Source organism: Collinsella sp. 4_8_47FAA (assembly GCF_000763055.1).
In the GTDB taxonomy this organism is placed as follows: domain Bacteria; phylum Actinomycetota; class Coriobacteriia; order Coriobacteriales; family Coriobacteriaceae; genus Collinsella.
On the sequence record NZ_KN214135.1, the window covers coordinates 337460 to 360313 of the forward strand.

A 22854-nucleotide genomic window follows, 5' to 3' on the forward strand; every position below is an offset into this window, starting at 1 on the left:
GCGCCCTCGGCCGCCGCCCTCGCGGTAGAGCCTGCACCAGCGCTCCAGCGGGGACTTCGACCTGATCCCGAACTCGGCCATAGCGTCGGCCTTCGCCATCCCGCCGTCGACCACGGCCGACGCCGCGGCGACCCTCTGCTCGAATGTGTACCTGGATTGTTTCCCGCCCATGGACAGCAGCGCCTCGCTTCCGAACGCCCGGTATACCCACTGCCATTCTCTCACGGTCTCGCGGGGGACGGACAGGGCCTCGGCCGCCGGCTTGCAGCCGACGCCGGCGTCGAAGAGCTCGACGGCCCGCCTCCTGGACTCCAGGTCGTGCTTCACCCTGAGGTCTATACTCATGGAAAACCTCCCATTTCCCGATGTCCAAGAAATGGGAGGCAGTTCACAGGCACCTTTGTGGTGGTTTCGCATCGTGGTACCATGGTTCATATCGTTGTTTAAACGACTAAGGGAGTAGACACCATGGAAGAGGCCTATCGTCAAGCACGCAAGCGCGGCGAGCAGGGACGTCGTCGCGCCATCAGCCAAAGCGAGCACCCGTACCTTACGGACCTCGACGGCCTCGTTGCCCAGCTCCCCTTAGGTCAGCGAGAGAGCGTCGGCCTGAGGGACATTCCGCTCGAAATGGTCGTCGGCACGGTCACCAAAGGCCGTCAGTCTGCTTTTTCGTGTAACTTTATGCCCCTGCTGCCGTTTAACACCGAGTTCGCCCGCAAGTGGTCCAACCTCTACGACATCCAGGTGACCGAGGGCTATCGCGACCCCATCATCGTCACCGAGTTCATGCATCGGTTCTACGTCCAGGAGGGCAACAAGCGCGTCAGCGTCCTCAAATTCCTGGACGCCCCGACGGTTTCGGCCAAGGTCACCCGTCTCTACCCCGGCAAATGGGATTCCATCGAATGCCGCCTGTACGGCGAGTTCTGCGCGTTTTGGCGCGTCTGCCCCCTATACGAGATCGAGTTCTCGCGTGAGGGAAGCTACGAAACGCTCGCCAAGATGCTCGGTCAGAACCTTATCGAAAAATGGCCGCAGAAAAAGGTCGACTACCTGCGCCACACCTTCTTGCTCTTTAAGCGCGCCTACCTTCGCGCCGGCGGCGACCATCTGGACATTACACCCGCCGACGCAATGCTCGTCTACCTCAATGTGTACAACCAGGACCGTCTGCTGGACACGCCGACGGACATCGTCGTAAACCGCCTGTGCAAGATTTGGCGCGAGTTGGTCATTGCCGGCAAAAATGACGAGGACAAGGTCGATCTTGTCGAAGCACCGAGCGTCGATGAGGGGGAGTCACCCTCCAAGTCCACCTCCGGCGTGTTCAACTTCTTTATGGGCAAGACCGTCTACTCGGCGGCCAACCCTCTGCGCATCGCCTTTATCCATGAATTCCCCTGTGCATCGTCGAGCTGGGACAGTCTGCACGACCAAGGGCGTCAGTATCTCGACGAGCACTTTGGCGGCATCGTGCGCACCGAGGCGTTCGAGGACTGTCACGATCCGGACGTGTTCTACGCCGCCGTGGAGACCGCCGTCAAGCAAGGGGCGAACGTCATCTTCTCGACTTCACACCGCCTGATGGAATATACGCTCAGGGCCGCCGTTGAGTATCCCCAGGTTCGGTTCCTCAACTGCTCTATCGGCCTTCCCCACCAAAGCGTCCGTTCGTACTTTGGCAAGATGTACGAGGCCAAGTTCCTCCTGGGCGCCCTTGCGGCTAGCATGGCGGACAACCATCGCATTGGCTACCACGCGTCGGTCTTTGCGTCGGGCGCGCTTAGCGAGATCAACGCCTTTGCCATCGGCGCCTCGTTGCTCGACCCTCGCGCGCAGGTAATCCTCACTTGGGGCGATGTGCCCGCCGGCGGCCTTGCCGAGGCCATGTGCCGCGAAGGCGTGAGTGTTATGACCGGCGCTGACATGTCCAAGTCGCTCGAAGACCCTACGGCCTACGGACTCCACCGCCTGGTCGATGGCAAAGTCACCGGCATCGCCATGCCGGTATGGAACTGGGGTCGATACTACGAGCTTATCGTGCGAAGCCTGCTGCATGGCACCTGGGATGAGACCAGTGACGATAGCCAGGTTCGCGCCGTCAACTACTGGTATGGTATGAGCTCGGGCGTTATCGACATTCGCTACGCTCCGGGCCTGCCTTATCAGACGCGCAAGCTTGTTCAGCTGCTCCGCAATGGCATCGTCGAGGGCTCCATCAATCCATTTGGCGGCGAACTCCACAGCCAAGACGGCGTGGTGCAAATCGAGGGCTTTCCCCCGCTGCCGAGCACGCAGATTGTCGAGATGAATTGGCTGGCCGACAACGTGGTGGGCACCATTCCGCAGCTCGACGATGAGCCGAAAGTCCCTGCCCTATGAAAATCCTTGCCATAGCCGATACCGAAGAACGATGCCTTTGGGAGTGCTTTCGCAAGGAACGCTTTGAGGGAGTCGACCTGATTTTGTCCGCCGGCGATCTGGACCCGGACTATCTTGAGTTTTTGGTTACGGTCATCAACAAACCGCTCATCTACGTGCGCGGAAATCACGATGACCGCTACGCACGTCATGCACCGGGTGGATGTATCTGCGTAGAGGACAGCGTGTACACGTACCGAGGGATTCGCATTGCGGGCCTTGGCGGGTCCATGCGTTATCGCGACGGCGCCAACATGTACACCGAACGCGAGATGTCCAAGCGCATGCGTAAGCTGTCGCGTAAGGTTAGGATGGTCGGCGGGTGCGACATTCTGCTTACCCATGCACCCGCCGCCGGTATGGGTGATCTGGACGATCTGCCGCATCGAGGATTCGAGTGCTTTAACACAGCACTCGAATCCTGGAATCCCGACTACATGGTGCACGGGCATGTGCACCAAAGCTACGGTTGCGATTTTCAGCGCGAGCGTCAGCATGTGTGTGGAACGACGATCATCAACGCCTGCGGCTATACGCAGTTTGAGCTCGACCAGACGCACTACCCCATCCGCGGCTGGCAAGCAGCTTGGCTCAACTCACAAACCATGCGCCGCGAGCTCAAACGCCACGAAGCCATCGAGCCCTCAACGGCCAGAACACTCTGGTAACCACCACAAAGAGGACACTGTCCCCTTTGTGGTGCTTTTGACGCGATAGCAAGAAACCCGGTCCTGCACAAGGCAGAACCGGGTTTCTTTAGCAATGCTTGCTGTACTCAGGCAGTAACTAGCAGTTACTCAGCCAGGAAGTCACGCTGGACAGCGGGATCGACCTTGACGCCAGGGCCCATGGTGGAAGACACGGAGATGGACTTGACGTACTTGCCCTTAGCAGAAGAGGGCTTGACGCGCAGAATCTCGGTGTACAGGGCAGCGTAGTTCTCGACGAGCTGCTGCTCAGAGAAGGACTTCTTGCCCAGGGGCACGTGGCAGATGCCGTAGCGGTCGGCGCGGTACTCAACGCGGCCAGCCTTGAGCTCGGAGACCATCTTGGCGACGTCCATGGTCACGGTGCCGAGCTTGGGGTTCGGCATGAGGCCACGGGGACCAAGAATCTTACCGATGCGGCCAACCTTGGCCATCATGTTCGGCGTAGCGATAGCGGCGTCGAAGTTGATCTCGCCCTTCTGAATCTGGGCGACGAGCTCGTCGGAACCGATGATGTCGGCGCCGGCAGCCTCGGCCTCGCGGGCCTTCTCGCCCTCGGCGAAGACGGCAACACGAACGGTCTTGCCGGTGCCGTGGGGCAGGGAGATGGAACCACGGATGTTCTGGTCAGCCTTACGAGTATCGATGCCCAGACGGAAGTGGGCCTCGACGGTCTCGTCGAACTTGGCGGTGTCGAGCTCCTTGATGAGCTTGGCAGCCTGAAGGGGGGTGTAGAGCGTGGCGCGGTCGATCTTCTCGGCAGCGGCGTTATAGCTCTTACCATGCTTAGCCATGTGCATTACCTCCTGTGGTTAAACGGGCGTGAGCCCTCCCACATCGTATCGTGTGCCCTATTGCACACATTTAGCGGGCGCCCCGGTCGGAGCACCCGTCGTTACCATAAGAAATCGCTACTCAGCGATGGTGACGCCCATGGAACGGGCGGTACCGGCGATGATCTTCTTGGCGGCGTCAATGTCGTTGGCATTGAGGTCTGGCATCTTGATCTCGGCGATCTTGGTGAGCTGCTCCTGGGAGAGCTGGCCAACCTTGTCGGCCTGGGGCTTAGCGGAACCAGACTTGAGGTTCAGCTCCTTCTTGATGAGGTGAGCCGCCGGCGGGGTCTTGGTGATGAAGGAGAAGGACTTATCCTCGTAGACAGAGATCTCAACGGGGATGATGTCGCCCTTCTTGTCCTGCGTCTCGGCGTTAAAGGCCTGGCAGAACTGCATGATGTTCACGCCAGCAGCGCCCAGGGCGGGGCCGACGGGAGGAGCGGGGTTAGCTGCACCAGCAGGAATCTGGAGCTTAATGACGTTGGCAACCTTCTTCTCAGCCATGGTTATTCCTTTCGAATCACGAGTGTGAAGTACTTGCTATATCGTAAGCACGCACGTGTTAGAAGCACTCCTGAGATGAGCAGTCACAGAAGAAGCACGCTCGCGCGAACGGACGAAAACTTAAGCGATGACAGCGACCTGGTTAAAGTCGAGCTCGACCGGCGTCTCGCGGCCAAAGATCATCAGCGTGACCTTGAGCTTGCCAGCCTCGGTGTTAACCTCGGAGACCTTACCATCAAAGTCGGTAAGCGGGCCATCGGTGACGCGGACGGACGTGCCGACCTGAATATCAACCGAGGTGCGCTTGGGCGAATCGCCCTTACCGGGACGACGAGTCATCTTATTGTACTCATCGCGGGAAAGCGGTGCGGGCTTACCGTTGCCGCCCAGGAAACCGGTGACGCCGGGCGTGTTGCGGAGACACGTCCAAGCATCGTCATCCATCTCCATGCGGACCAGGACATAACCCGGGAAGATCTTGGAATCCTTGGTCTCACGCTTGCCACCCTCTTTAATCTCGGTGACGCGCTCCATAGGAATCTCGATATCAAAGATACGGTCCTGCATGCCCATAGTCTCGATGCGATGCTCGAGATCGGACTTAACGCGGTTCTCGTATCCAGAGTAAGTGTGAACGACGTACCAACGCTTAGACATGGTTTAGCCCCTCAATCCAGAGAACAGAGCAAGAGCCTCGCCAAAGCCAGCATCGAGCAGAGCGATGACGACGCCGACGACGATCAGAGAAGCGCAAACGACAACCGAGTAGTTCACGAGCTCCTTCTTATCGGGCCACGTGACACGCTTCATCTCGGACTTGACCGAAGCGAAATACTTCTTGGTGCGGGCGAAGAAACCAGGCTTCTCATTCTTCTTGGACTTCGCAGCCTTCTCGTTCTTCTTGGCAACGGCCTTCTTGGCCTCAACCTTGGAGTTGGCGGCAGCTTTGTTGGCAGGTGCCGGCTGCTGAGCCTTCTTCTTGTTCTTCTTGTTGGCCATTTGGGTTACCTCCGCGCAATGCGCTTATACATGAGTAAACCGTAAGCCCCCAAGTGGGAGCTTACGGAATAATGACTGGCACGCCAGGAAGGACTCGAACCCTCAACACTCGGTTTTGGAGACCGATGCTCTACCAATTGAACTACTGGCGTATGTGACTAGAGACTAACGAGTCTCTTTGTGCAGCGTGTGGTGACGGCACCAGGGGCAATACTTCTTGATCTCCATACGATCAGGCATGGTCGACTTGTTCTTGGTGGTCGTATAGTTGCGGCGCTTGCACTCAGTGCACGCAAGAGTAACTAGAGTACGCATGTATCCTGAACCTTTCATTTCCGCCCCGTACGGGCACGAGTTGTTACTTTATCAGCTCCACGCAAGTGCTGTCAATGAAAACCTCGAGTCAATTGGTTCTCGGTGGATCCATTCATATTTGGAACACATCAATGAAACCATCGAGAGCTAATCGACGGTGCTTCCAGGACCATTATCGATCCTCTCGACACCAGCAACGGCTCAATATCCATTGCAGAAAAGAACCCGGCACCCATATAAGTGCCGGGTTCTCTAAGTCAGCTATATCAAAGAGCTAATTTACTCAATGATCGTGGAGACGATGCCCGAACCGACGGTGTGGCCACCCTCGCGGATAGCGAAGCGCAGGCCCTCCTCCATGGCGATCGGGTGGATGAGGTCGCCCTCGATGGTGATGTGGTCACCAGGCATAGCCATCTCGGTGCCCTCGGGGAGCTTGACCGTACCGGTAACGTCGGTGGTACGGAAGTAGAACTGAGGACGATAACCATCGAAGAACGGGGTGTGACGGCCGCCCTCCTCCTTGGTCAGAACGTAGATCTCACCGGTGAACTTGGTGTGCGGGGTAACCGAACCGGGCTTGCAGAGAACCTGGCCGCGCTCGATGTCCTCGCGCTTGATGCCGCGGAGCAGCAGACCGACGTTGTCGCCAGCCTCGCAGAAGTCCATGGACTTACGGAACATCTCGATACCGGTAACGACGGTGTTCTGGGTATCCTTGATGCCGACGATCTCGACGGGCTCGTTGAGCTTGAGCTCACCGCGCTCGACACGGCCGGTAGCAACGGTACCACGGCCGGAGATGGTCATAACGTCCTCAACGGCCATCAGGAACGGGAGGTCGTTGTTACGAGCAGGCGTCGGGATGTACTCGTCGACAGCCTTCATGAGCTCGCGGATGGCGTCCATCCACTTGGCGTCGCCCTCGAGAGCGCCCAGAGCGGAACCACGGATGACGGGGATGTCGTCGCCGGGGAAATCGTACTCGGAGAGGAGCTCACGGGTCTCCATCTCGACGAGGTCGATGAGCTCGTCATCGTCGACCATGTCGCACTTGTTCAGGAAGACGACGATGTAGGGAACGCCGACCTGACGGGCGAGCAGGATGTGCTCGCGGGTCTGAGCCATGGGGCCGTCGGTAGCGGCGATGACCAGGATAGCGCCGTCCATCTGAGCAGCACCGGAGATCATGTTCTTGACGTAGTCAGCGTGGCCCGGGCAGTCAACGTGAGCGTAGTGACGGGCAGCGGTCTCGTACTCGACGTGGGAGACGGAGATCGTAATGCCGCGCTCGCGCTCCTCGGGAGCCTTGTCGATGTTCTCGAACGCAGTGAAGTCAGCCTTGCAGCCCTCGGTCTCGGAGAGAACCTTGGTGATGGCAGCGGTCAGCGTGGTCTTGCCGTGGTCGACGTGACCAATGGTGCCGATGTTAACATGCGGCTTAGTGCGCTCAAACTTCTCTTTGGCCATAAAGCCCTCCTCTTAACAGGTCGTCCCCGGACGGGACTTTGCCTTTATACCATAGTGGCCTCTCAACATACTATTGAGAAGCCACCGTGTTACCTATGGTAGCGGTGACTGGATTCGAACCAGTGACGCCACGGGTATGAACCGTGTGCTCTAACCAACTGAGCTACACCGCCGGATGGAGCCTGCAACCAGACTTGAACTGGTGACCTCTTCGTTACCAACGAAGTGCTCTACCGACTGAGCTATACAGGCACTTGACGGGTGGGAGCTATAGGATTCGAACCTATGTAGGCAGAGCCAACGGGTTTACAGCCCGTCCCCATTAACCACTCGGGCAAACTCCCAAACGTTCAAGTATCCGCAGGTCCTTTGGTCTTTTGGACCGCCGCCCCCGCGAACGAAGAAGATAATACGATGCCACCTTGGGGGCTGTCAATGAAAACCTCTAGATACACGGTGCCGGGCGTATCTATATAGCCGTGACCTGCGGTTTTATTGAGTTTGGATATGAAGGACAGTGGTTTTGGATACTGAGGTGACGTTTCCCAAGGTAACACTTTGCTGTAGTGGAGTACACCTTCAGTATCGAACTTCGATACCAGCTTATTTGCACCTATATATAGGTCGAGATCGGGGCTGCCCAGACAGAAGATTGCTCTTCCCAGGCAAAATCGAGCGTGGATTTTCTTCCGTTTGAAATCGAGCGTGGATAATCTCCCACTTTGCCGTGCCATCGAATCCAAAGTGGCAGATTATCCACGCTCATTCACTAGGCGGAAGATTTTCCACGCTCGTGTGTCCGATAATCCACGCTCGATGACGATGACCAACCTCGCCCCGGCCTATGTCTCGACCTGTAACAGTAAGAGGGTTATTCCTCCCCTATCTGTTACAGATCGAGATGTTTCGCAGAAACCCCCGCTTACGTCTCATTCTGTAACAGTAAGAACGGTTTTCAGCCTCTTCGTGTTACGGATCGAGATGTTATCGGCCTTCCCTTGGCAATGTTTCGATCTGTAACTATAAGGAGGGTCTTCAGCCCACTCGTGTTACGGATCGAGACAAACCTGAAGCTTGGTTGGCGCCAAACACGCTGACTTATCGACATAAATAGAAACGGGCCCTGTCCCACAAGGAAACAGAGCCCGAAACTCTCATGGAGCCAGTGACAGGAATCGAACCTGCAACCCACTGATTACAAATCAGTTGCGCTACCGTTGCGCCACACTGGCACACTTGGCGCTTTCACGCGAAGCGAGTTAAGAATAAAGGAATTGCGGACGGGGCGCAACAGGCCGCACGGCGTTATACAAATATGCAAAATCCAGCAACAACGCGTACCAGGCCCGTTCATTTCTGTCAGTGCGCCCTCAATCTTAAAACCATTCGCCAGAACGAATAGTTTTAATTACAATTGCTATATATAAAACTATTCGTTCTGGCGAAGGGTTTCGCGATGCTTACTACCAAAGAAGCTGCCGAGCTGCTCGGCATCACTCCGCGCAGGGTGCAGGATCTCATAAAAAACGGAGCACTTGAGGCCCGCAAGGCTTCTGGTGTATGGCTCATCGACAAAGACAGCGTCGACACGCGACTCCGCTCTGTGACCAAAACGGGGGGACGTCCCCGCCGCGGCCACGGTAAGAGCGAGATCGCGTTCACCCTCATGAACCGCACGTACGAAGTCGCTCAGCTGGTCTACAGTACATCGCGAAAAGACTTTACCCACATCGGTGCCGACATCGATTACGCCCACGCCCCTATTGGAGTATTTGGCCCTAATAGCCCCATATCGCTAGACTCCTTCCGCATCTGGTGGCGCGGCCGCGGTATCCCGCTCGCACGCATTGGGCTAGCCTCCCTGCTTGCAGAAGCCGCAGTCGATGTTCCCGATGAACTCGTCCAGCGAAATCTCGGCCTCTCCTTATCCGACCAGTATTGGATTAGGCCCCAAGGTTCCGGTCTCACCTGGGAGGATATCAACTTCTTCAATAACGCCTTTGATGACGTCTCGCTGTCCATTGCACCCTTTGCCCCAGAGGGAAAAGCGGCTGCCGCAAAGCCCGATAACACCTCGGACGGCAATCTTCAAAAGTACTGGACGTGCGAGGGCGAACGTCGAATTCTGCATAAGGCAGGAGCGCACCTGGACCAGGAACCTTATAACGAGCTGGTGGCGACCGCGCTCCACCGTCGCATCCTAAACGCCTGCGATTATGTGCCTTACTCGCTCGAGGGCACGGGCACTTCCGCCCTGAGCACATGCGATGTCTTCTTAACTGATGAAGAAGAGTATGTCCCTGCGTTCTATGTAAACCAGCACGCAAACGCAGATGAACGGCTAACCGACTACGAGCGATATGTAGCAAACTGCGAGGAGCTCGGGGTGACAGGCGTCAAGGATGCCCTTGACCGCATGATCGTATGTGACGACATCATTGCCAACTACGATCGTCATTGGCGCAACTTCGGCCTCGTGCGAAACGTAAACACGCAAGCTTGCAGACCTGCCCCCATCTTCGATTCGGGCTCATCGCTCTGGTGCAACATATCACTAGAGGAGCTTAGGGCGGGAGAGCACAGTTTTACCAGCGCACAATTTCATTCAAGCCCCGCCAAACAAATGTTGCTCGTCGAGGACATGGGCTGGTTTGACTGCGACAAACTCGAAGGCTTCGTTGACGAGGCAATCGAGATTCTGTCTAAAAACGATGCTCTAGCAGCGAGACTACCTTATCTAAAAGAGGCGCTAACGTGGCGCCTCGAAAGAATGATCGACATCGCTGAATGGAGTTAGCAAGGCAGCATTGCCCCGCCAACTCCCCTACCGTCCGCGCAACGCCTTGAGCTTGGCCAGGGTATCGGGGCTCAGGCGGCTGCCCAGAGTCATCTTGATCTGCGGAGCTTCCTCTGCCTCGTGAACGTCGTTATCGATCTGTTTGATCTCGTCCACCAGCATACGGCTCGAGATGCGCGTGACGCCCTTGCCCATGACGACGGCCTGTATTGTGCCGTCACTCGATACCACGGAGCACGCGCGGCCTTCCTCGCGCGCCTCGATGCAGAGCTTCTGCACCACGGTATCGGCAGAGACGCCCGTCGGTGAGAACTCGATACGCACGCCGCGGGCCGGCAGGTTGGGGCGCTCGCTGGAGATATTGCCCGCGCCGTCGAACACGACTACGGCCTCGTAGCGGCCCTGGGCAAACGCCGCCACGTCGTTGATGAGCGCGGTGCGCGCCATATCGTGGACGTCACTGGAATACGGATCGTCGGAATGGTCGTACACGAGCTTTTCGTAGCGCGGCGTGCAGTGGATCACGTTGTAACCGTCGACCACCAGCAGCTCGGGCTTATTGGAGTGCACCGTCGAGACTGGGTCGGCGATGGCCTGCGCAAACGCATTGCCGCCCACGCCATAGGTCGCGGCCGAAACAATCGGCTTGGCCGAGCCCTCGCCAAAGCGCTTGGCCTTGGACTTGGCGCGGTTCTTCTTGGACATGCGCTACTCCTCCCCCATGAGCTCGCCGGCATTGCGGCGCAGCCATTCAAAGCACAGCGCCGTGGTCGCCTGGGCAACATTGAGGCTCTCGGTCATGCCGCGCTGGGGAAGCTTGGTCAAAAAGTCGCACTTCTCGAGCACCAGGCGCGAGATGCCGTCGCCCTCGGAGCCCATGACGAGCGCAACGCGGCCCTCGAAGGGAGCGTCCCAGCAGCTGCCCTCGGCGTGCTCGGAGGCGCCACCCACCCAAAAGCCAGCGGCCTTGAGGTCATCGAGCGCACGGGCGATATTGGGAACCTGTGCGATGGGCAGATGCATGACGGCGCCGGCAGAAGTCTTGTAGCTGCCCACGGTCACGCCGGCGGCACGCTTGTTGGCGATGATGACGCCGGCCGCGCCCACAACCTCGGCGGAGCGCACGATGGCGCCAAAGTTGCCGTCGTCAGTCACGTGGTCGAGCACCACGACAAGTGCCGGGCCCTCGCCTGCGCGGTCGAGAATATCGGCGACATCGGCATAGGGGAAGTTGCCAACCTCGAGCGCAATGCCCTGGTGAGCGCCATGGCTCGACAGCGCATCGAGCTGCGCGCGCGGCACATACTTAATGCGGACGCCCGCGGCGTTGAGGTCGTCGACCAGGCGCGACAAGGCAGCATCGCGCTCCCCGCCCTCGGCGATGAGTGCGCACTTGATGGGAAAACCAGTGCGCAGCGCCTCGGCGGCAGCACGACGACCTTCGATAAACTCGCCCTTGGGAGCCTGGACAACGTCGCGGTTGCGATCGCGCTGCGGACGTGCGGCCTGGGTGCGATCGCGCTGGCCCTTGGAAGCGGCAGAGCGATCATTGCGGCGAATCGGACGCGAGCCAGAAGCAGCCTGCTTGCCTCCACGCGATGCACGCTTGCGATTGTCGGCCATAAAGCGGCCTCCTTTAAATACTTTTCAAACAGGACAAAAGAAGCGACCGCTTAAGACGAATAGCTCAAGCGGTCGGTACGGGTTTTCCAAGTGCCCGAGATTGCCGTGAAAGAGGAGCGACGCGTACTTGAGTACGCGAGCGACGGTTTGAACGGCAAGGTCGGGTGCTTGGGAAACCCGCGGGGATTAGAGAGATTTGATACGGGTGCCGGCGGCGGTATCCTCAATGGTGAGGCCCAGGTCCTTGAGCTGGTCGCGGATGGCGTCGGCCAGATCCCAGTTCTTGGCGGCACGGGCCTCGGCGCGGGCCTCGAGAATCTTGGCAGCAGCCTCGTCCACGTCGTCGCCCGTGTAGGCGACCAGGCCGGCGGCAACGCCTAGCAGACCCAGCGGCAGCTCTACCTTGGGCTCGGGGAGCTCAACGCCAAACGTATCGAGCAGCTCGGCCAGCGTGTCGGCGGCGGCAAGCGCGGCGGCCTTGTCGGCAGCATCGCCCGCCTGCTCCAGGTACTGGTTGCACTCGGTCACAAAGCCAAAGACGGCACCCATGGCACCGGCGGTGTTAAAGTCGTCGTCCATGCACTCCTTAAAGGCGGCGCGGGTCTCGGCGGCCTTGGCGGCAAACGCCTCGGCGGCAGCCGCATCGGCATCGGCCGTCGCATGGTTCGCGGCCCAACGCAGGTTCTCGACCGTACCGGCGATACGCGTGAGCGAGTTCTCGGCACCCTCCAGGCGCTCCCAAGAAAAGTCGAGAGGTGAGCGATAGCTCGTCTGCAGCATCAGCAGGCGCAGGGCGGCAGCGGAGTGCTGCTCGAGGACCTCGGCCAGCGTAAAGAAGTTGCCGAGCGACTTGGACATCTTCTCGCCGTCTACCAGCAGCATGCCCGTGTGCATCCAGGTGTTGGAGAAGCCCTGGTGCCAGGCGCAGGTGGCCTGGGCGCACTCGTTCTCATGATGCGGGAAGGCAAGGTCGGAGCCACCGCCGTGGATGTCAATCGGGGTGCCCAGGTAGCGGTGCACCATGGCGGCGCACTCGGTGTGCCAACCGGGACGCCCCTCGCCCCAGGGGCTCGGCCAGCTGGGCTCGCCGGGCTTGGCGGCCTTCCACAGGGCAAAGTCGAGCGGGTCGTTCTTGTCCTCGTTCTCCTCGATGCGCGCGCCAACCATAAGGTCGTCGATGTTGCGGCCCGAGACCTGACCATAGTTGGGATCGCTGCGCACGGCAAAGTACACGTCGCCGTTATCGGCTGCGTAAGCGTGGCCCTGCTCGATAAGCGTCTTGATCATGGCGATCATGGGGCCGATCTCCTTGGTGGCGCGGGGACGCACATCGGGATCGAGCACGTTGGCGGCGCGCATGACGCCGATGAACTTGTCGGAGAACTCCGTCGCGACCTCGGCAGCCGTACGGCCCTGCTCGTTGGCGCGCTTGATGATCTTGTCGTCGACATCGGTGAGGTTCTGGGCGAACGTGACCTCGTAGCCGCTCGCGATGAGCCAGCGACGAATCACGTCAAAGCTGATGAACGTGCGGGCATTGCCGATGTGGATGTTGTCGTAGACCGTGGGGCCGCACACGTACATGCGGACCTTGCCGGACTCGATGGGCTGGAACTCTTCCTTTTTATGGGTAGCGCTGTTATAGATACGCATTCGTTACTCCTTAACGGTTTTCTGTAGCAGGCAGACGGCCCAGGCGCCGATTCCCTCGCCCTGGCCTTCCCAACCGAGCTTTTCGGTCGTAGTGGCGGCGACGCCCACGTTTTCGACGTCAACGCCCAGGGCATGGGCAAGGTTGGCGCGCATGGCATCGCGGTGCGGGGTGATCTTGGGTTGCTGACAGGCAATGGTGCAATCGGCATCGACAAACTCGAAGCCCAGCTCGCGCGCATAGTCCATCACGCGAGCGAGCAGCACCATCGAATCGGCACCCTCATAGGCGGGGTCGGTATCGGGGAATAGCTTGCCGATGTCTCCCCCGCGGCAGGCGCCCAGAATAGCGTCGGCCAAGGCGTGCGCGAGCACATCGGCATCCGAGTGGCCCAGCAGGCCGCGCTCGTAGGGAATGTCGACACCGCCGATGATACATCGACGCCCCTCCACCAGACGGTGAACGTCGTAGCCATGGCCAATGCGCAGGTTACTGAACATGGGGAAGGTCCTCTCCCTCGGCCATGCGGCCAAGCAGAATCGCGGTTACGGGACGCAGGTCCTCGGGCACCGTCACCTTAAGGTTATCGCGTGGGCTCTGGACGCAGCGGACGCGCCCACCCATGCGCTCGACCAGCGACGAATCATCGGTACCGATAAAGCCCTCGGCAATGGCTGCAGCGTGGGCGCGCTTCATAGCATCGACGCTAAAGATCTGCGGCGTCTGCGCTGCCCAGTAGAGCTCACGCGGCGGCGTCTCGACGATATTATCGCCGTCAACGATCTTGAGCGTGTCGATCGCGGGCTGACCGCACACGACACCGTCGAGGGCACGGTCGCTCACGAGCACGTCGATAGCGTGGTCGATGGCCTCGGTCGTAATGAGCGGACGAGCGCCGTCGTGGATGGCGACATATTCGAAACCCGCCGGAACCGCATGCACGCCGGCACGGGTGGAATCCTGACGGGTATCGCCGGCATCGGCAAAGCTGATGGGCGTGTCATAGTCAAACGGGTCGATGGCCAGGCGGCGCATCTCGGCACGGCGCTCGGCAGGGCAAACCACGACGATATGGCCGACCTTATCGCTACGATCGAACGCGCGGATGGACCAGCTCATGAGCGGACGGCCCGCCACATTAACGAGCTGCTTGCCGCCGGGATTTCCAAAGCGCTGGCCGCTGCCGCCGGCAACGACCACGGCGCATACGGGCGCCATTATGCGTTCCCCTGTTTGGTGCCCTTCATGCGGTACAGCGAGTCCGCAAGAATGGCAGGGTTGTTGACGCCAAAGTCGCCCAAGCGCTCCGGATCCTCGCTGATGTCGTCCATGAGCTCCTGCAGCGAGCCGTACTCGTCGACGATCTTCTCGGCCACGCCGTCGCGCACGACGGACACGCGCGAAAGCGTGCGCAGGCCCAGCGGCGTCATGACGGAGTCCTCGTCCAGGTCGTCGTAACCCAGAACTGCCGCCACGTGCTGCGGGTCGGACAGGTCCTTAGGCGTCATGCGGCTCAGCTCGGCGCGGATCTTCTCGGCGTTTGCCTCGGAGGAATCGCTTGCGTAGTCGCGGATCATCAAGTCGTATTCGGTATCCATGCTGGAGCCCGCGAGCTGCTCGAGCTGCATCTGCACGAGCTTGCCCTGGTTGCCCAGCTTGACAATGCAATCCTTAAGCTCGGTCTTTGCCTGCTGCATGATCTCGAAGCTCGAGAAAATACCGGTAATGTCGGCGAGCGTGACGTAGTCGTCGAGCTCGAGGGCCGTCAGGCGCAGCAGGGAGCGGTCGAGCGACTGACGGGTAGTCTGGAGCGTGGCGACGAGCTGGTTGACCGAGCTCATGATGGTGGTGACGGGCTGGATCTCGTAGCTCTTGCCGTGAACGTACACGTTAACGACGGCGCGACGAGCCGAAACCGAGATCACGATGGCGTCGGTGAGCACCGACATGCGAGCGGCAGTACGGTGACGCATGCCCGTCTCACTCGTGGCAAGCGAGGGATCGGGATTGAGGTGGAAGTTGGCGCGCAGGATCTGGGTGAGGTCGCCATCGATAACGATGGCACCGTCCATCTTGGAAAGCTCGAACAGGCGGTTCGAGGTAAACGAAATGTTGAGCGGGAAGCCGTCGTTACCGGCAGCGAGCACGTTTTCGGTGTCGCCGACGCAGATAAGGGCACCCAGGTGACCGGCAATGATCATGTCGAGGGCGGTGCGGATCGGCTGGCCAGGTGCCGTCAGGCGAATGGCCTGTTCCATACGCTTTTGCAGCTCGTTCTTATCCAAGGCATCGCTCCCATCGTATACGCTCCATAAACGTCAATAAGTTTCTCACGGTTTGCCCCTGTAACGCCCGCAAAATCCGATGCTTACAGAATGAGCGAACACAGCTGAGAGCCCCAATCCAAATGAGCTGCTTATGTGGTAGCATCGGGATTCGCATAAATGAGGGAGTAGTCGCGTGACCGGGTTCGCCTCCGGTGGCGCGGCAAGTCAACATACTGGCCGATGCGGTCTGGCTTGCCTTAATGAACGAGACTCGTGGCTGTGCGCACAACGCGTACGCCACGGGTCTTTTTTGTTACTCCCCCAAGAGGTACACGCGGGCCCGCCCGCAGAGAGGGAGCCAGACTATGGGACTCGCAGAGCTCGTATTGCTCGCTATCGGCCTTTCGATGGACGCCTTTGCCGTATCCATCTGCAAGGGCCTTGGCATGAAGAAGATCAACCTTAAGGTCGCCGTAGTGCTCGGCCTGTTCTTTGGCGGCTTCCAGGCCGGCATGCCCGTAATCGGATGGGCGCTCGGCAGTCAATTCATGAGCATCATCGGACCCATCGACCATTGGATCGCCTTTATCCTGCTCGCCTTTATCGGCGGCAAGATGCTGTGGGAAGCCTTTACTGAGGACGAGAACGAAGGCGACGGCAAGGATGCCGAAAAGATCGACCTGGGCGAATATCTAATCCTTGCCATCGCCACCTCGATTGACGCGCTTGCCGTGGGCATCTCGTTTGCCGCGCTCTCGGTCGATATCGTTCCCGCCGTGTCGCTCATTGGCATCACGACCTTTGTCTTCTCCGTTGCCGGCGTAGCGATCGGCCACACCTTTGGCGCGCGCTACGAAAAGCCCGCCACCATCGTGGGTGGCGTCGTGCTCGTCCTCATCGGCCTCAAGATTTTGCTGGAGCATCTGGGGATTTTGGCGCTGTAAAACACCCTTCAAAACTAAACGTCCGGATGAGGCCTCATGCAGAGTTTTGCATGAGGCCTTTTCATGCAGACTTTTGCATGTCATACTATGATGCAAAAGTCTGCACGTTAGGAGATCGCCGTGGATACCCTTCCCATCACCACACCGCGCCAAGCTGGCATCTACGTGCGCCAGGCACGCGAGGCTCAGGGTCTCACCCGTGCCGCCCTCGCTAATAAGGCCGGTGTTTCGGAGCGCCTGCTCGCATCGCTCGAGCTGGGAGATGCCACGGGCATTCGGCTCGACAAGCTGTTGACCGTCTTTAACGCACTCGGCATAGGTCTCTTTGCGCAAAGCGATAACGACTCCATCGCATCGCCCTCCGAACATCCGATGACGATAGCGGACCTCCCTATCGCGAACTCGAATGCCCTGCCAAAGCCAAGCGTAGGCAGACGACCCGCTCGACAAGGAACGCCAGCTTTCTATGGTGCCTTGCTGGCCCAAATCGCAGCCGAGCAAGGCCTTTCCGGCACTTCAGACCTCTCCTTTGGCTGTAAGGTTGTGAAATAAATGGCAGAAATGGAGCTTGCGACCCTCATTTGTGGCGAAATCGCCGGCACTCTCCGGCAAGACGAGCATGGACTCTGCAGCTTTGTATACGCCCCAACCTATCGCGGAGCACCGCTATCGTTAACAATGCCGCTTTCCAATCGCACATATGGCCATAACATCGTCCGTCCGTTCCTATTTGGCCTTTTGCCCGACAGCCAAGAGCAGCGTCGCGCTATTGCCGCCGAGCATGACGTTGCATCCAACAACCCCGTCGCCCTCTTGTGCCATATCGGTCTTGACTGCGCGGGGGCCGTTCAGTTTTGTCGAGCCGATCAATTAGATGCCGCCCACGGCAGGGTCTCAGCATACCGCCCGCTTACCAATTCTCAAATCGCTCACAAGCTCAAAGCAATTCGCGATGACGAAAGAGAGACATGGATGGGCTCCAACGAAAGCTGGTCCCTGGGCGGCAACCAAGGCAAATTTGCACTAGCTTGGCATGATGGACAATGGTGCGAATGTCTAGGGTCATCCCCCACTACCCATATCTTCAAAAATGGTGTCGTTGGGTTCAAACATCAGGCCTTAAACGAATTCGTCTGCATGAAAACAGCTCGGCGTGTTGGCATTCCAACTGCCAACGTCTCCTATTGCACATTTGAAGACGAAGCTGCGCTCGTCGTTGAACGGTACGACAGAATGGTCAATAGCAGCGGAAATATCGAAAGGCTGCATCAGGAGGACTTTTGCCAGGCACTCGGTGTATTGCCAACCCAGAAATACACCGCCGACGGAGGACCAACTACACGAGACATCCAAGAACGACTGATTAACACAGTCCCCCACCACATGAATCTTGTGCTTTTTACCTATATGTTGTTCTATAACGCCATTATCGGAGCGCCTGACGCACACGCTAAAAACTACTCGCTCATCCTAGGCAAAGGCACAAACGCGGCGCTCGCACCCATGTACGATGTCGCATCGGGCTTAGCATACGAACGTATGCGGCGAAAAGCGCGCCTTGCCATGAGCGTTGGCGGCGAAAATCGTGTGGGGCGCATCGGTCCAGGCGCCATCCGCCGATATCACGGCATGGACGACCCCGCGCTGGAAGCGGCGCTCACCGATGCCGGGCTGACCGAGAAGTTTTGTTTTGCGACCATGATGGACCTCGCCTACGAGGTACCCATTTGCATGGAAGAGGTCATGGACGAATACGCCGACCTGCCCGGCATGGCGGACCTGCGCGAGCATATGCTCGGCCCCGTCCGCGAAAACTGCCAGCGCACCCTCGACCTCATCAGGGCAGAAATGGACTAGGTGGCCGTAATTTCGCAATTATCAAACAAAAGAGAGGGGGCACCCGTCGCAAAAGCTCGGATGTCCCCTCTCGTAATGTCATTTGCAATCCGCTAGCACGTAGCTCGAACTGCTGCTAGCGCAACCTTTACGCAGCGAGGCGCTTGAGGACGTCGATGAGCAGCTCGTAGAAGCGCTCGGCAGAAGCGAGCTCCATGCTCTCGTCCGGGGTGTGGACATCGGAGAGCGTCGGGCCCACGGCGATGGCGTCCAGGCCGTGCAGGGCCTCGGCAAACAGGCCGCACTCAAGGCCGGCGTGAATGGACTCGATGCGCAGCTCGGAGCCAAAGAGCTCTCGATAGCTCTCGACAAAGACTTCGCGGACCGGCGAATGCTCGGCATAGCTCCAGCCGGGATACTCAAACTCAAACTTGGCGTCGAAGCCCAGGAGATCGGCCAGCGTCTGCAGACGGTCCTTGAACTCGTTCTGCAGCGAGGTGATCGAGGAGCGCGGGGACAGCATGATCTTGACCTCGTCGTCAGAGGTGGCAACCACACCGATGTTGGAGGAAACCTCGACGGAGCCGTCGGTGGCGACGTTGCGGCGGATCACACCGTTGGGGGCAAGACGCAGGGCGCGGATGAGGGCAAGCGCGGACTTCTGGTCCATGGCCTCGACCTCGGCGTCGTCGGCAATCTCGACGGTGCAGGTAAAGCCGGGGTCGAAGACCTCAAGCTCGGCGGTGACGTCGGCGATGATGCCCCTTGCGATCTGGGCCGCGGCCTCGGCGGCAGCGTGGTCGACGTAGACCAGAACAGCCTTGCACTCACGGTTAATGGCGTTGTCCTTGGTGCCGCCGTTAAAGCTAACGATGGCGGGCTCGCCGGCGACCATCAGGCGGTCGATGATGCGGGCCATGATGAGGTTACCATTGCCGCGCTCCAGGTGGATATCGCTGCCGGAGTGACCGCCCAGCAGGCCGGAGATGTCGAGCGTGAGGGTGCTACCGGTCTTGTGCTCGCGCACGATCGGGCAGGTGTAGGTAACGACGACGCCGCCGGCACAGCTGACGGTGGCAACGCCCTCTTCCTCGGAGTCGAGGTTAATCATGGTGCGGGCGCTAATCTGGGACTTGTCGAGCGTCTCGGCGCCGACCAGGCCAGTCTCCTCGTCGGTGGTGAACACGCACTCGAGGGCGGGGTGAATGATCGAATCGTCATCGAGAACAGTGAGCATCAGAGCGACGGCAATACCGTTGTCGGCGCCCAGAGTGGTGCCGTTAGCGGTGAGGACGCCGTCCTTGACGACCAGGTCGATACCATCAGTCGTAAAGTCGTGCTCAACGGAGCCCAACTTGTCGCACACCATATCGATGTGGCCCTGCAGCATCACGGTCGGGGCATTCTCGGCACCGGCAGATGCGGGCTTGCGAATGATGACGTTGTAGACCTCGTCCTGGTACACATCGAGGCCGCGCTCCTTGGCAAACGCGACCAGAAAATCGCTGATGCCCTTCTCGTTGCCAGACCCGCGGGGGATCGCGCTGACCTCCTCAAAGAAATGGAACAGCTGGGCGGGCTCGTAGCCGGTAATCTTGTAGTCCATGGTGCCTCCTTGGCGCAACTGGTTAGACAGTAAGACATGCGACTTGTATATTCCCAGACTTTGCGTGCATAAACCAGTCGAAAACGCCGAGCGCCCTCGCATCATCGGCTAACGGTGGACCGCATAGCGTAACGGTCACAGTTACCGCAGCTCTACAAATCGAGGCGCCCTTGCCGGAACGCCTCGATTGCACAGATCAAATTGTCGCCACGCCCTACAGCGCGCCGGAACCGGCTTGCATCATGCCGCCGGGGCCCGAGCTCACGCCACTGCTCACAGGCGCGGCGTTTCCGGTGTGCGGCGCTGCCGGAGCGGTATCGCCCCCGAGCGCACCTGCCGGACGCGGCGCTGGAATCTCGCCTGTGCCATGGCTAAAGACGAACTTGCCATCGGCCACGTCGCACAGGACGGTATCGCCCTCGCCCCACTCGCCGGCCAGCAGCTCCTCGGACAGCGGGTCCTCGATGAGCTTTTGGATGGCGCGGCGCAGCGGACGCGCGCCATTGGTGAGGTCAGTGCCCTCGGCCACGATCTTGTCGTAGGCCGCATCGGTGAGCTTGATGTTCATGCCGTTTGCGATCAGGCGCTGGCGCAGGTCGTCCACCAGCAGGTGCGCGATCTTGGTCAGGTTCTCGCCCGAGAGCTTCTGGAACACCACAATGTCGTCGATACGGTTGAGCAACTCGGGGCGGAACAGGCGCTTGAGCTCGCCCATCGCGCGGCCCTTGATCTCGCTCGACGTGAGACCCTGCTCGCCGGTGGTGCCAAAGCCAACGCTCGCATCCTGCGCGATCTCGCGGGCGCCCACGTTTGACGTCATGATGATCACGGTGTTGCGGAAGTCAACCGTCTTGCCCTGGCTATCGGTCAGACGACCCTCCTCCAGCACCTGCAGCAGGATATTGAAGATGTCGGGGTGCGCCTTCTCGATCTCGTCGAACAGCACGACCGAGTACGGGTGACGGCGAACAGCCTTGGTGAGCTGGCCGCCCTCGTCGTGGCCCACATAGCCCGGGGGGCTACCGATGAGCTTGGAGACCTCGAACTCACTGCCAAACTCCGACATATCGAAGCTAATGAGCGCGTCCTTGCTGCCAAAGAGATACTCGGCGAGCGTCTTGGCGAGCTCGGTTTTGCCCGTGCCGGTGGGGCCCAGGAAGATAAAGCTGCCGCCGGGGCGACGCGGGTCCTTGAGCGGCGAGCGGCTGCGGCGCACGGCCTTGGCAACGGCCTCGACGGCCTCGTCCTGACCGATGATGCGCGTCTTGAGCACGCTTTCGGCCTGCAGCAGGCGGCGGCTCTCGCTCTCGGTGAGCGAGGACACCGGCACGCCCGAGGTCACGGACACGATGTCGGCAATCTGGGAGACATCGATGGTGAGCGGGCTGGCGTCGAGCTCGGCCGTCCAGGCAGCCTTGGCCTCGGCGAGCTCAATCTCGGCAGCCTTTTGCTGCTCGGTGATCTCGGCGGCCTTGTTCATGTCGTCGCTCTCGGTGGCCTCCTGCGCGGCGGCCTTAAGCTCCTCCACGCGATGCTCGGCCTCGCGCACCGGCTCGGGCGCGCGGTTGGCGGCGATGCGGGCGCGGGCGCCGGCCTCGTCAATGAGGTCGATGGCCTTATCGGGCAGGAAGCGATCCTGGATGTAGCGGTTGGAGAGGTTCGCGGCGGCCTCGATAGCACCCTGCGTATAGCGCACATGGTGGTGCTCCTCGTAGCGCGGCTTGAGCGCGGTCAGGATCTTGACCGTGTCCTCGACGCTCGGCTCCTCGACATCGATGGTCTGGAAGCGACGCTCGAAGGCCGGGTCCTTGGTGAGGTACTTGCGGAACTCCTCGGCCGTGGTGGCACCGATGATCTGGAAAGCACCGCGTGCGAGAACGGGCTTGAGCATGGAGCTCGCGTCGATGGAGCCCTCGGCAGAGCCGGCACCGATGATGGTGTGCATCTCGTCGATAAACAAGATAACGTCGTCGGCTTCGGTCGCCTCCTGGATCACGTTCTTGAGGCGCTCCTCAAACTCACCGCGATACTTGGCACCCGCGACAAGGCCCGGCAGGTCGAGCGTCCAGATGTTCTGGTTCATGAGGTTCTCGGGCACGTTGCCGGCAGCGATCTGCTGCGCCAGGCCCTCGACGATGGCCGTTTTGCCCACGCCGGGATCGCCCAGGATAAGCGGGTTGTTCTTGGTGCGGCGCGAAAGGATCTCCATCATGCGCTGGACTTCCTTTTCGCGGCCAATCACGGGATCGAGCTCGCCGTCGCGCGCCTTTTGAGTGAGGTTGGTGGCGAACTGCTTGAGCGTGTCGGTGCCGCTCCCCTTTTGCTGAGAGGCATCCGAGCCGCTAAAGAACGGCAGGCCCGCACCGGGACGACCAGCACCGGCGCCGGCGAGCGGACGCTTCTTGTCCTGGTCCTTGGCGGTGAGTTTCTCGATAGCCTTTTTGATGGAGGCGGACGACACACCCAGGCGCATGAGGATGTCCATGGCCATGCCGTTGCCCTCTTCGACGATACCGATGAGCAGGTGCTCGGTCGACACGTAGGTCTGGTTGTTCTCGCGCGCCACGCGGAATGAACGCTCCATCACGCTGATGACGAGCGGCGTAAAGGCGAGCTTGGCCGCCTCGGTCTCCTCGCTGGGCTCGGGGACCGTGGTCTGGACCTCTTTGAGAGTATCCATGATGTCATCGTAGGAGATATCGAGCGAGCGCAGTGCCTCGGCAGCGATGCCCTCGTCCTCCTTGGCGAGTGCGAGCAGCAGGTGCTCGGTGCCCACCTTATTTGAGTGCAGATCGAGCGCCTCCTGTTTGGCCATCGACATGACCTTGCGCGCTCGATCGGTAAATCTATCTAACATGCTCGTTTCCTTACATGA

The 22854-nt window shown here is 59.7% G+C and carries 21 protein-coding genes and 5 tRNA genes; 6 read left to right on the forward strand and 20 right to left on the reverse strand.

All coding sequences use genetic code 11. The annotated features are described in order from the left end of the window. The coding region (locus tag HMPREF9463_RS11115; protein WP_084591783.1) for a helix-turn-helix domain-containing protein at positions 1 to 345 on the reverse strand (345 nt) is incomplete at its 3' end. A 123-nt stretch (positions 346 to 468) separates the two neighbouring features. Between HMPREF9463_RS11115 and HMPREF9463_RS04840 the strand changes: the two genes are divergently transcribed. After that, a complete protein-coding gene (locus tag HMPREF9463_RS04840; RefSeq protein ID WP_052044083.1) occupies positions 469 to 2385 on the forward strand; it encodes a BMP family ABC transporter substrate-binding protein in 1917 nt (638 codons plus the stop codon). After that, complete coding sequence (locus HMPREF9463_RS04845; protein ID WP_035137534.1) at positions 2382 to 3092, forward strand: metallophosphoesterase family protein; 711 nt, start codon at positions 2382 to 2384, stop codon at positions 3090 to 3092. Before HMPREF9463_RS04840 ends, HMPREF9463_RS04845 begins: the two co-directional genes overlap by 4 nt. Positions 3093 to 3217: 125 nt before the next feature. Here the strand turns inward: HMPREF9463_RS04845 and rplA are convergent, their stop codons facing one another. The 11 genes from rplA to HMPREF9463_RS04900 all read right to left on the reverse strand — a co-directional run bounded on the left by rplA (position 3218) and on the right by HMPREF9463_RS04900 (position 8487). Then, positions 3218 to 3925, reverse strand: coding sequence for a 50S ribosomal protein L1 (gene rplA, locus HMPREF9463_RS04850; protein WP_022093892.1), 708 nt, complete (start codon positions 3923 to 3925; stop codon positions 3218 to 3220). A gap of 117 nt (positions 3926 to 4042) precedes the next feature. Further along, positions 4043 to 4471 (reverse strand): 50S ribosomal protein L11, encoded by a 429-nt coding sequence (rplK, locus tag HMPREF9463_RS04855; RefSeq protein WP_022093893.1) that lies wholly within the window; start codon positions 4469 to 4471, stop codon positions 4043 to 4045. Positions 4472 to 4591: 120 nt separating this feature from the next. Further along, positions 4592 to 5128 (reverse strand): transcription termination/antitermination protein NusG, encoded by a 537-nt coding sequence (gene nusG / locus HMPREF9463_RS04860; RefSeq protein ID WP_035137536.1) that lies wholly within the window; start codon positions 5126 to 5128, stop codon positions 4592 to 4594. A gap of 3 nt (positions 5129 to 5131) precedes the next feature. Next, positions 5132 to 5470: a preprotein translocase subunit SecE gene (secE, locus tag HMPREF9463_RS04865; protein WP_035137537.1), complete on the reverse strand. Its 339-nt coding sequence runs from the start codon at positions 5468 to 5470 to the stop codon at positions 5132 to 5134. A 76-nt stretch (positions 5471 to 5546) separates the two neighbouring features. Beyond that, positions 5547 to 5622 (reverse strand) — tRNA-Trp (locus tag HMPREF9463_RS04870). Positions 5623 to 5635: 13 nt separating this feature from the next. Then, positions 5636 to 5785, reverse strand: coding sequence for a 50S ribosomal protein L33 (gene rpmG / locus HMPREF9463_RS04875; protein WP_022093895.1), 150 nt, complete (start codon positions 5783 to 5785; stop codon positions 5636 to 5638). A gap of 279 nt (positions 5786 to 6064) precedes the next feature. Then, on the reverse strand, positions 6065 to 7255 hold the full coding sequence (tuf, locus tag HMPREF9463_RS04880; protein WP_035137538.1) for an elongation factor Tu: 1191 nt from the start codon (positions 7253 to 7255) through the stop codon (positions 6065 to 6067). Between the two features lie 96 nt (positions 7256 to 7351). Continuing rightward, a tRNA-Met gene (locus HMPREF9463_RS04885) sits at positions 7352 to 7428 on the reverse strand. A 3-nt stretch (positions 7429 to 7431) separates the two neighbouring features. After that, positions 7432 to 7507, reverse strand: a tRNA-Thr gene (locus tag HMPREF9463_RS04890). A 10-nt stretch (positions 7508 to 7517) separates the two neighbouring features. Next, positions 7518 to 7599: transfer RNA gene (locus HMPREF9463_RS04895), tRNA-Tyr, on the reverse strand. Between the two features lie 813 nt (positions 7600 to 8412). After that, positions 8413 to 8487: transfer RNA gene (locus HMPREF9463_RS04900), tRNA-Thr, on the reverse strand. A 224-nt stretch (positions 8488 to 8711) separates the two neighbouring features. On the opposite strand from HMPREF9463_RS04900, the gene HMPREF9463_RS04905 reads away from it, so the two are divergent. Beyond that, the gene (locus HMPREF9463_RS04905; protein ID WP_035137539.1) at positions 8712 to 10052 is read left to right on the forward strand and encodes a DNA-binding protein; all 1341 of its coding nucleotides are present in this window, start codon (positions 8712 to 8714) and stop codon (positions 10050 to 10052) included. A gap of 27 nt (positions 10053 to 10079) precedes the next feature. Here the strand turns inward: HMPREF9463_RS04905 and HMPREF9463_RS04910 are convergent, their stop codons facing one another. The 6 genes from HMPREF9463_RS04910 to disA all read right to left on the reverse strand — a co-directional run bounded on the left by HMPREF9463_RS04910 (position 10080) and on the right by disA (position 15584). Further along, positions 10080 to 10757 (reverse strand): NYN domain-containing protein, encoded by a 678-nt coding sequence (locus HMPREF9463_RS04910; RefSeq protein WP_035137541.1) that lies wholly within the window; start codon positions 10755 to 10757, stop codon positions 10080 to 10082. Positions 10758 to 10760: 3 nt separating this feature from the next. After that, complete coding sequence (rlmB, locus tag HMPREF9463_RS04915; protein ID WP_035137542.1) at positions 10761 to 11675, reverse strand: 23S rRNA (guanosine(2251)-2'-O)-methyltransferase RlmB; 915 nt, start codon at positions 11673 to 11675, stop codon at positions 10761 to 10763. 186 nt (positions 11676 to 11861) lie between these two features. After that, positions 11862 to 13328 (reverse strand): cysteine--tRNA ligase, encoded by a 1467-nt coding sequence (cysS, locus tag HMPREF9463_RS04920; protein ID WP_035137544.1) that lies wholly within the window; start codon positions 13326 to 13328, stop codon positions 11862 to 11864. Between the two features lie 3 nt (positions 13329 to 13331). Then, positions 13332 to 13826 (reverse strand): 2-C-methyl-D-erythritol 2,4-cyclodiphosphate synthase, encoded by a 495-nt coding sequence (gene ispF, locus HMPREF9463_RS04925; RefSeq protein WP_006234975.1) that lies wholly within the window; start codon positions 13824 to 13826, stop codon positions 13332 to 13334. Next, on the reverse strand, positions 13816 to 14544 hold the full coding sequence (gene ispD, locus HMPREF9463_RS04930) for a 2-C-methyl-D-erythritol 4-phosphate cytidylyltransferase (protein ID WP_035137545.1): 729 nt from the start codon (positions 14542 to 14544) through the stop codon (positions 13816 to 13818). The genes ispF and ispD overlap by 11 nt, the downstream gene beginning before the upstream one ends. Further along, positions 14544 to 15584, reverse strand: coding sequence for a DNA integrity scanning diadenylate cyclase DisA (disA, locus tag HMPREF9463_RS04935; protein ID WP_369796797.1), 1041 nt, complete (start codon positions 15582 to 15584; stop codon positions 14544 to 14546). Before disA ends, ispD begins: the two co-directional genes overlap by 1 nt. A 374-nt stretch (positions 15585 to 15958) precedes the next feature. Here disA and HMPREF9463_RS04940 point away from each other — a divergent pair, with 374 nt between their 5' ends. The 3 genes from HMPREF9463_RS04940 (at position 15959) to HMPREF9463_RS04950 (ending at position 18394) form a co-directional block, all read left to right on the forward strand. Further along, positions 15959 to 16537: a manganese efflux pump MntP gene (locus tag HMPREF9463_RS04940; protein ID WP_035137546.1), complete on the forward strand. Its 579-nt coding sequence runs from the start codon at positions 15959 to 15961 to the stop codon at positions 16535 to 16537. A 120-nt stretch (positions 16538 to 16657) separates the two neighbouring features. Then, entirely contained in the window at positions 16658 to 17089 is a 432-nt protein-coding gene (locus tag HMPREF9463_RS04945) for a helix-turn-helix domain-containing protein (protein ID WP_035137547.1), read from the forward strand. Beyond that, the gene (locus HMPREF9463_RS04950) at positions 17090 to 18394 is read left to right on the forward strand and encodes a type II toxin-antitoxin system HipA family toxin (RefSeq protein WP_035137548.1); all 1305 of its coding nucleotides are present in this window, start codon (positions 17090 to 17092) and stop codon (positions 18392 to 18394) included. Positions 18395 to 18521: 127 nt separating this feature from the next. Here the strand turns inward: HMPREF9463_RS04950 and HMPREF9463_RS04955 are convergent, their stop codons facing one another. Together HMPREF9463_RS04955 and HMPREF9463_RS04960 are read right to left on the reverse strand one after the other, a co-directional pair. Then, a complete protein-coding gene (locus tag HMPREF9463_RS04955) occupies positions 18522 to 19979 on the reverse strand; it encodes an aminoacyl-histidine dipeptidase (RefSeq protein ID WP_035137549.1) in 1458 nt (485 codons plus the stop codon). A gap of 214 nt (positions 19980 to 20193) precedes the next feature. Beyond that, positions 20194 to 22836 carry an ATP-dependent Clp protease ATP-binding subunit gene (locus HMPREF9463_RS04960; protein ID WP_035137550.1) on the reverse strand — a complete coding sequence of 881 codons (2643 nt, stop codon included), beginning with the start codon at positions 22834 to 22836 and terminating at the stop codon, positions 20194 to 20196. Positions 22837 to 22854 lie beyond the last annotated feature (18 nt).

Coding starts and splice junctions, on each gene's coding strand:
- HMPREF9463_RS04840 (WP_052044083.1), top strand. CDS start 469: ATGGAAGAGGCCTATCGTCAAGCACGCAAGCGCGGCGAGCAGGGACGT.
- HMPREF9463_RS04845 (WP_035137534.1), top strand. CDS start 2,382: ATGAAAATCCTTGCCATAGCCGATACCGAAGAACGATGCCTTTGGGAG.
- rplA (WP_022093892.1), bottom strand. CDS start 3,925: ATGGCTAAGCATGGTAAGAGCTATAACGCCGCTGCCGAGAAGATCGAC.
- rplK (WP_022093893.1), bottom strand. CDS start 4,471: ATGGCTGAGAAGAAGGTTGCCAACGTCATTAAGCTCCAGATTCCTGCT.
- nusG (WP_035137536.1), bottom strand. CDS start 5,128: ATGTCTAAGCGTTGGTACGTCGTTCACACTTACTCTGGATACGAGAAC.
- secE (WP_035137537.1), bottom strand. CDS start 5,470: ATGGCCAACAAGAAGAACAAGAAGAAGGCTCAGCAGCCGGCACCTGCC.
- rpmG (WP_022093895.1), bottom strand. CDS start 5,785: ATGCGTACTCTAGTTACTCTTGCGTGCACTGAGTGCAAGCGCCGCAAC.
- tuf (WP_035137538.1), bottom strand. CDS start 7,255: ATGGCCAAAGAGAAGTTTGAGCGCACTAAGCCGCATGTTAACATCGGC.
- HMPREF9463_RS04905 (WP_035137539.1), top strand. CDS start 8,712: ATGCTTACTACCAAAGAAGCTGCCGAGCTGCTCGGCATCACTCCGCGC.
- HMPREF9463_RS04910 (WP_035137541.1), bottom strand. CDS start 10,757: ATGTCCAAGAAGAACCGCGCCAAGTCCAAGGCCAAGCGCTTTGGCGAG.
- rlmB (WP_035137542.1), bottom strand. CDS start 11,675: ATGGCCGACAATCGCAAGCGTGCATCGCGTGGAGGCAAGCAGGCTGCT.
- cysS (WP_035137544.1), bottom strand. CDS start 13,328: ATGCGTATCTATAACAGCGCTACCCATAAAAAGGAAGAGTTCCAGCCC.
- ispF (WP_006234975.1), bottom strand. CDS start 13,826: ATGTTCAGTAACCTGCGCATTGGCCATGGCTACGACGTTCACCGTCTG.
- ispD (WP_035137545.1), bottom strand. CDS start 14,544: ATGGCGCCCGTATGCGCCGTGGTCGTTGCCGGCGGCAGCGGCCAGCGC.
- disA (WP_369796797.1), bottom strand. CDS start 15,584: ATGGAACAGGCCATTCGCCTGACGGCACCTGGCCAGCCGATCCGCACC.
- HMPREF9463_RS04940 (WP_035137546.1), top strand. CDS start 15,959: ATGGGACTCGCAGAGCTCGTATTGCTCGCTATCGGCCTTTCGATGGAC.
- HMPREF9463_RS04950 (WP_035137548.1), top strand. CDS start 17,090: ATGGCAGAAATGGAGCTTGCGACCCTCATTTGTGGCGAAATCGCCGGC.
- HMPREF9463_RS04955 (WP_035137549.1), bottom strand. CDS start 19,979: ATGGACTACAAGATTACCGGCTACGAGCCCGCCCAGCTGTTCCATTTC.
- HMPREF9463_RS04960 (WP_035137550.1), bottom strand. CDS start 22,836: ATGTTAGATAGATTTACCGATCGAGCGCGCAAGGTCATGTCGATGGCC.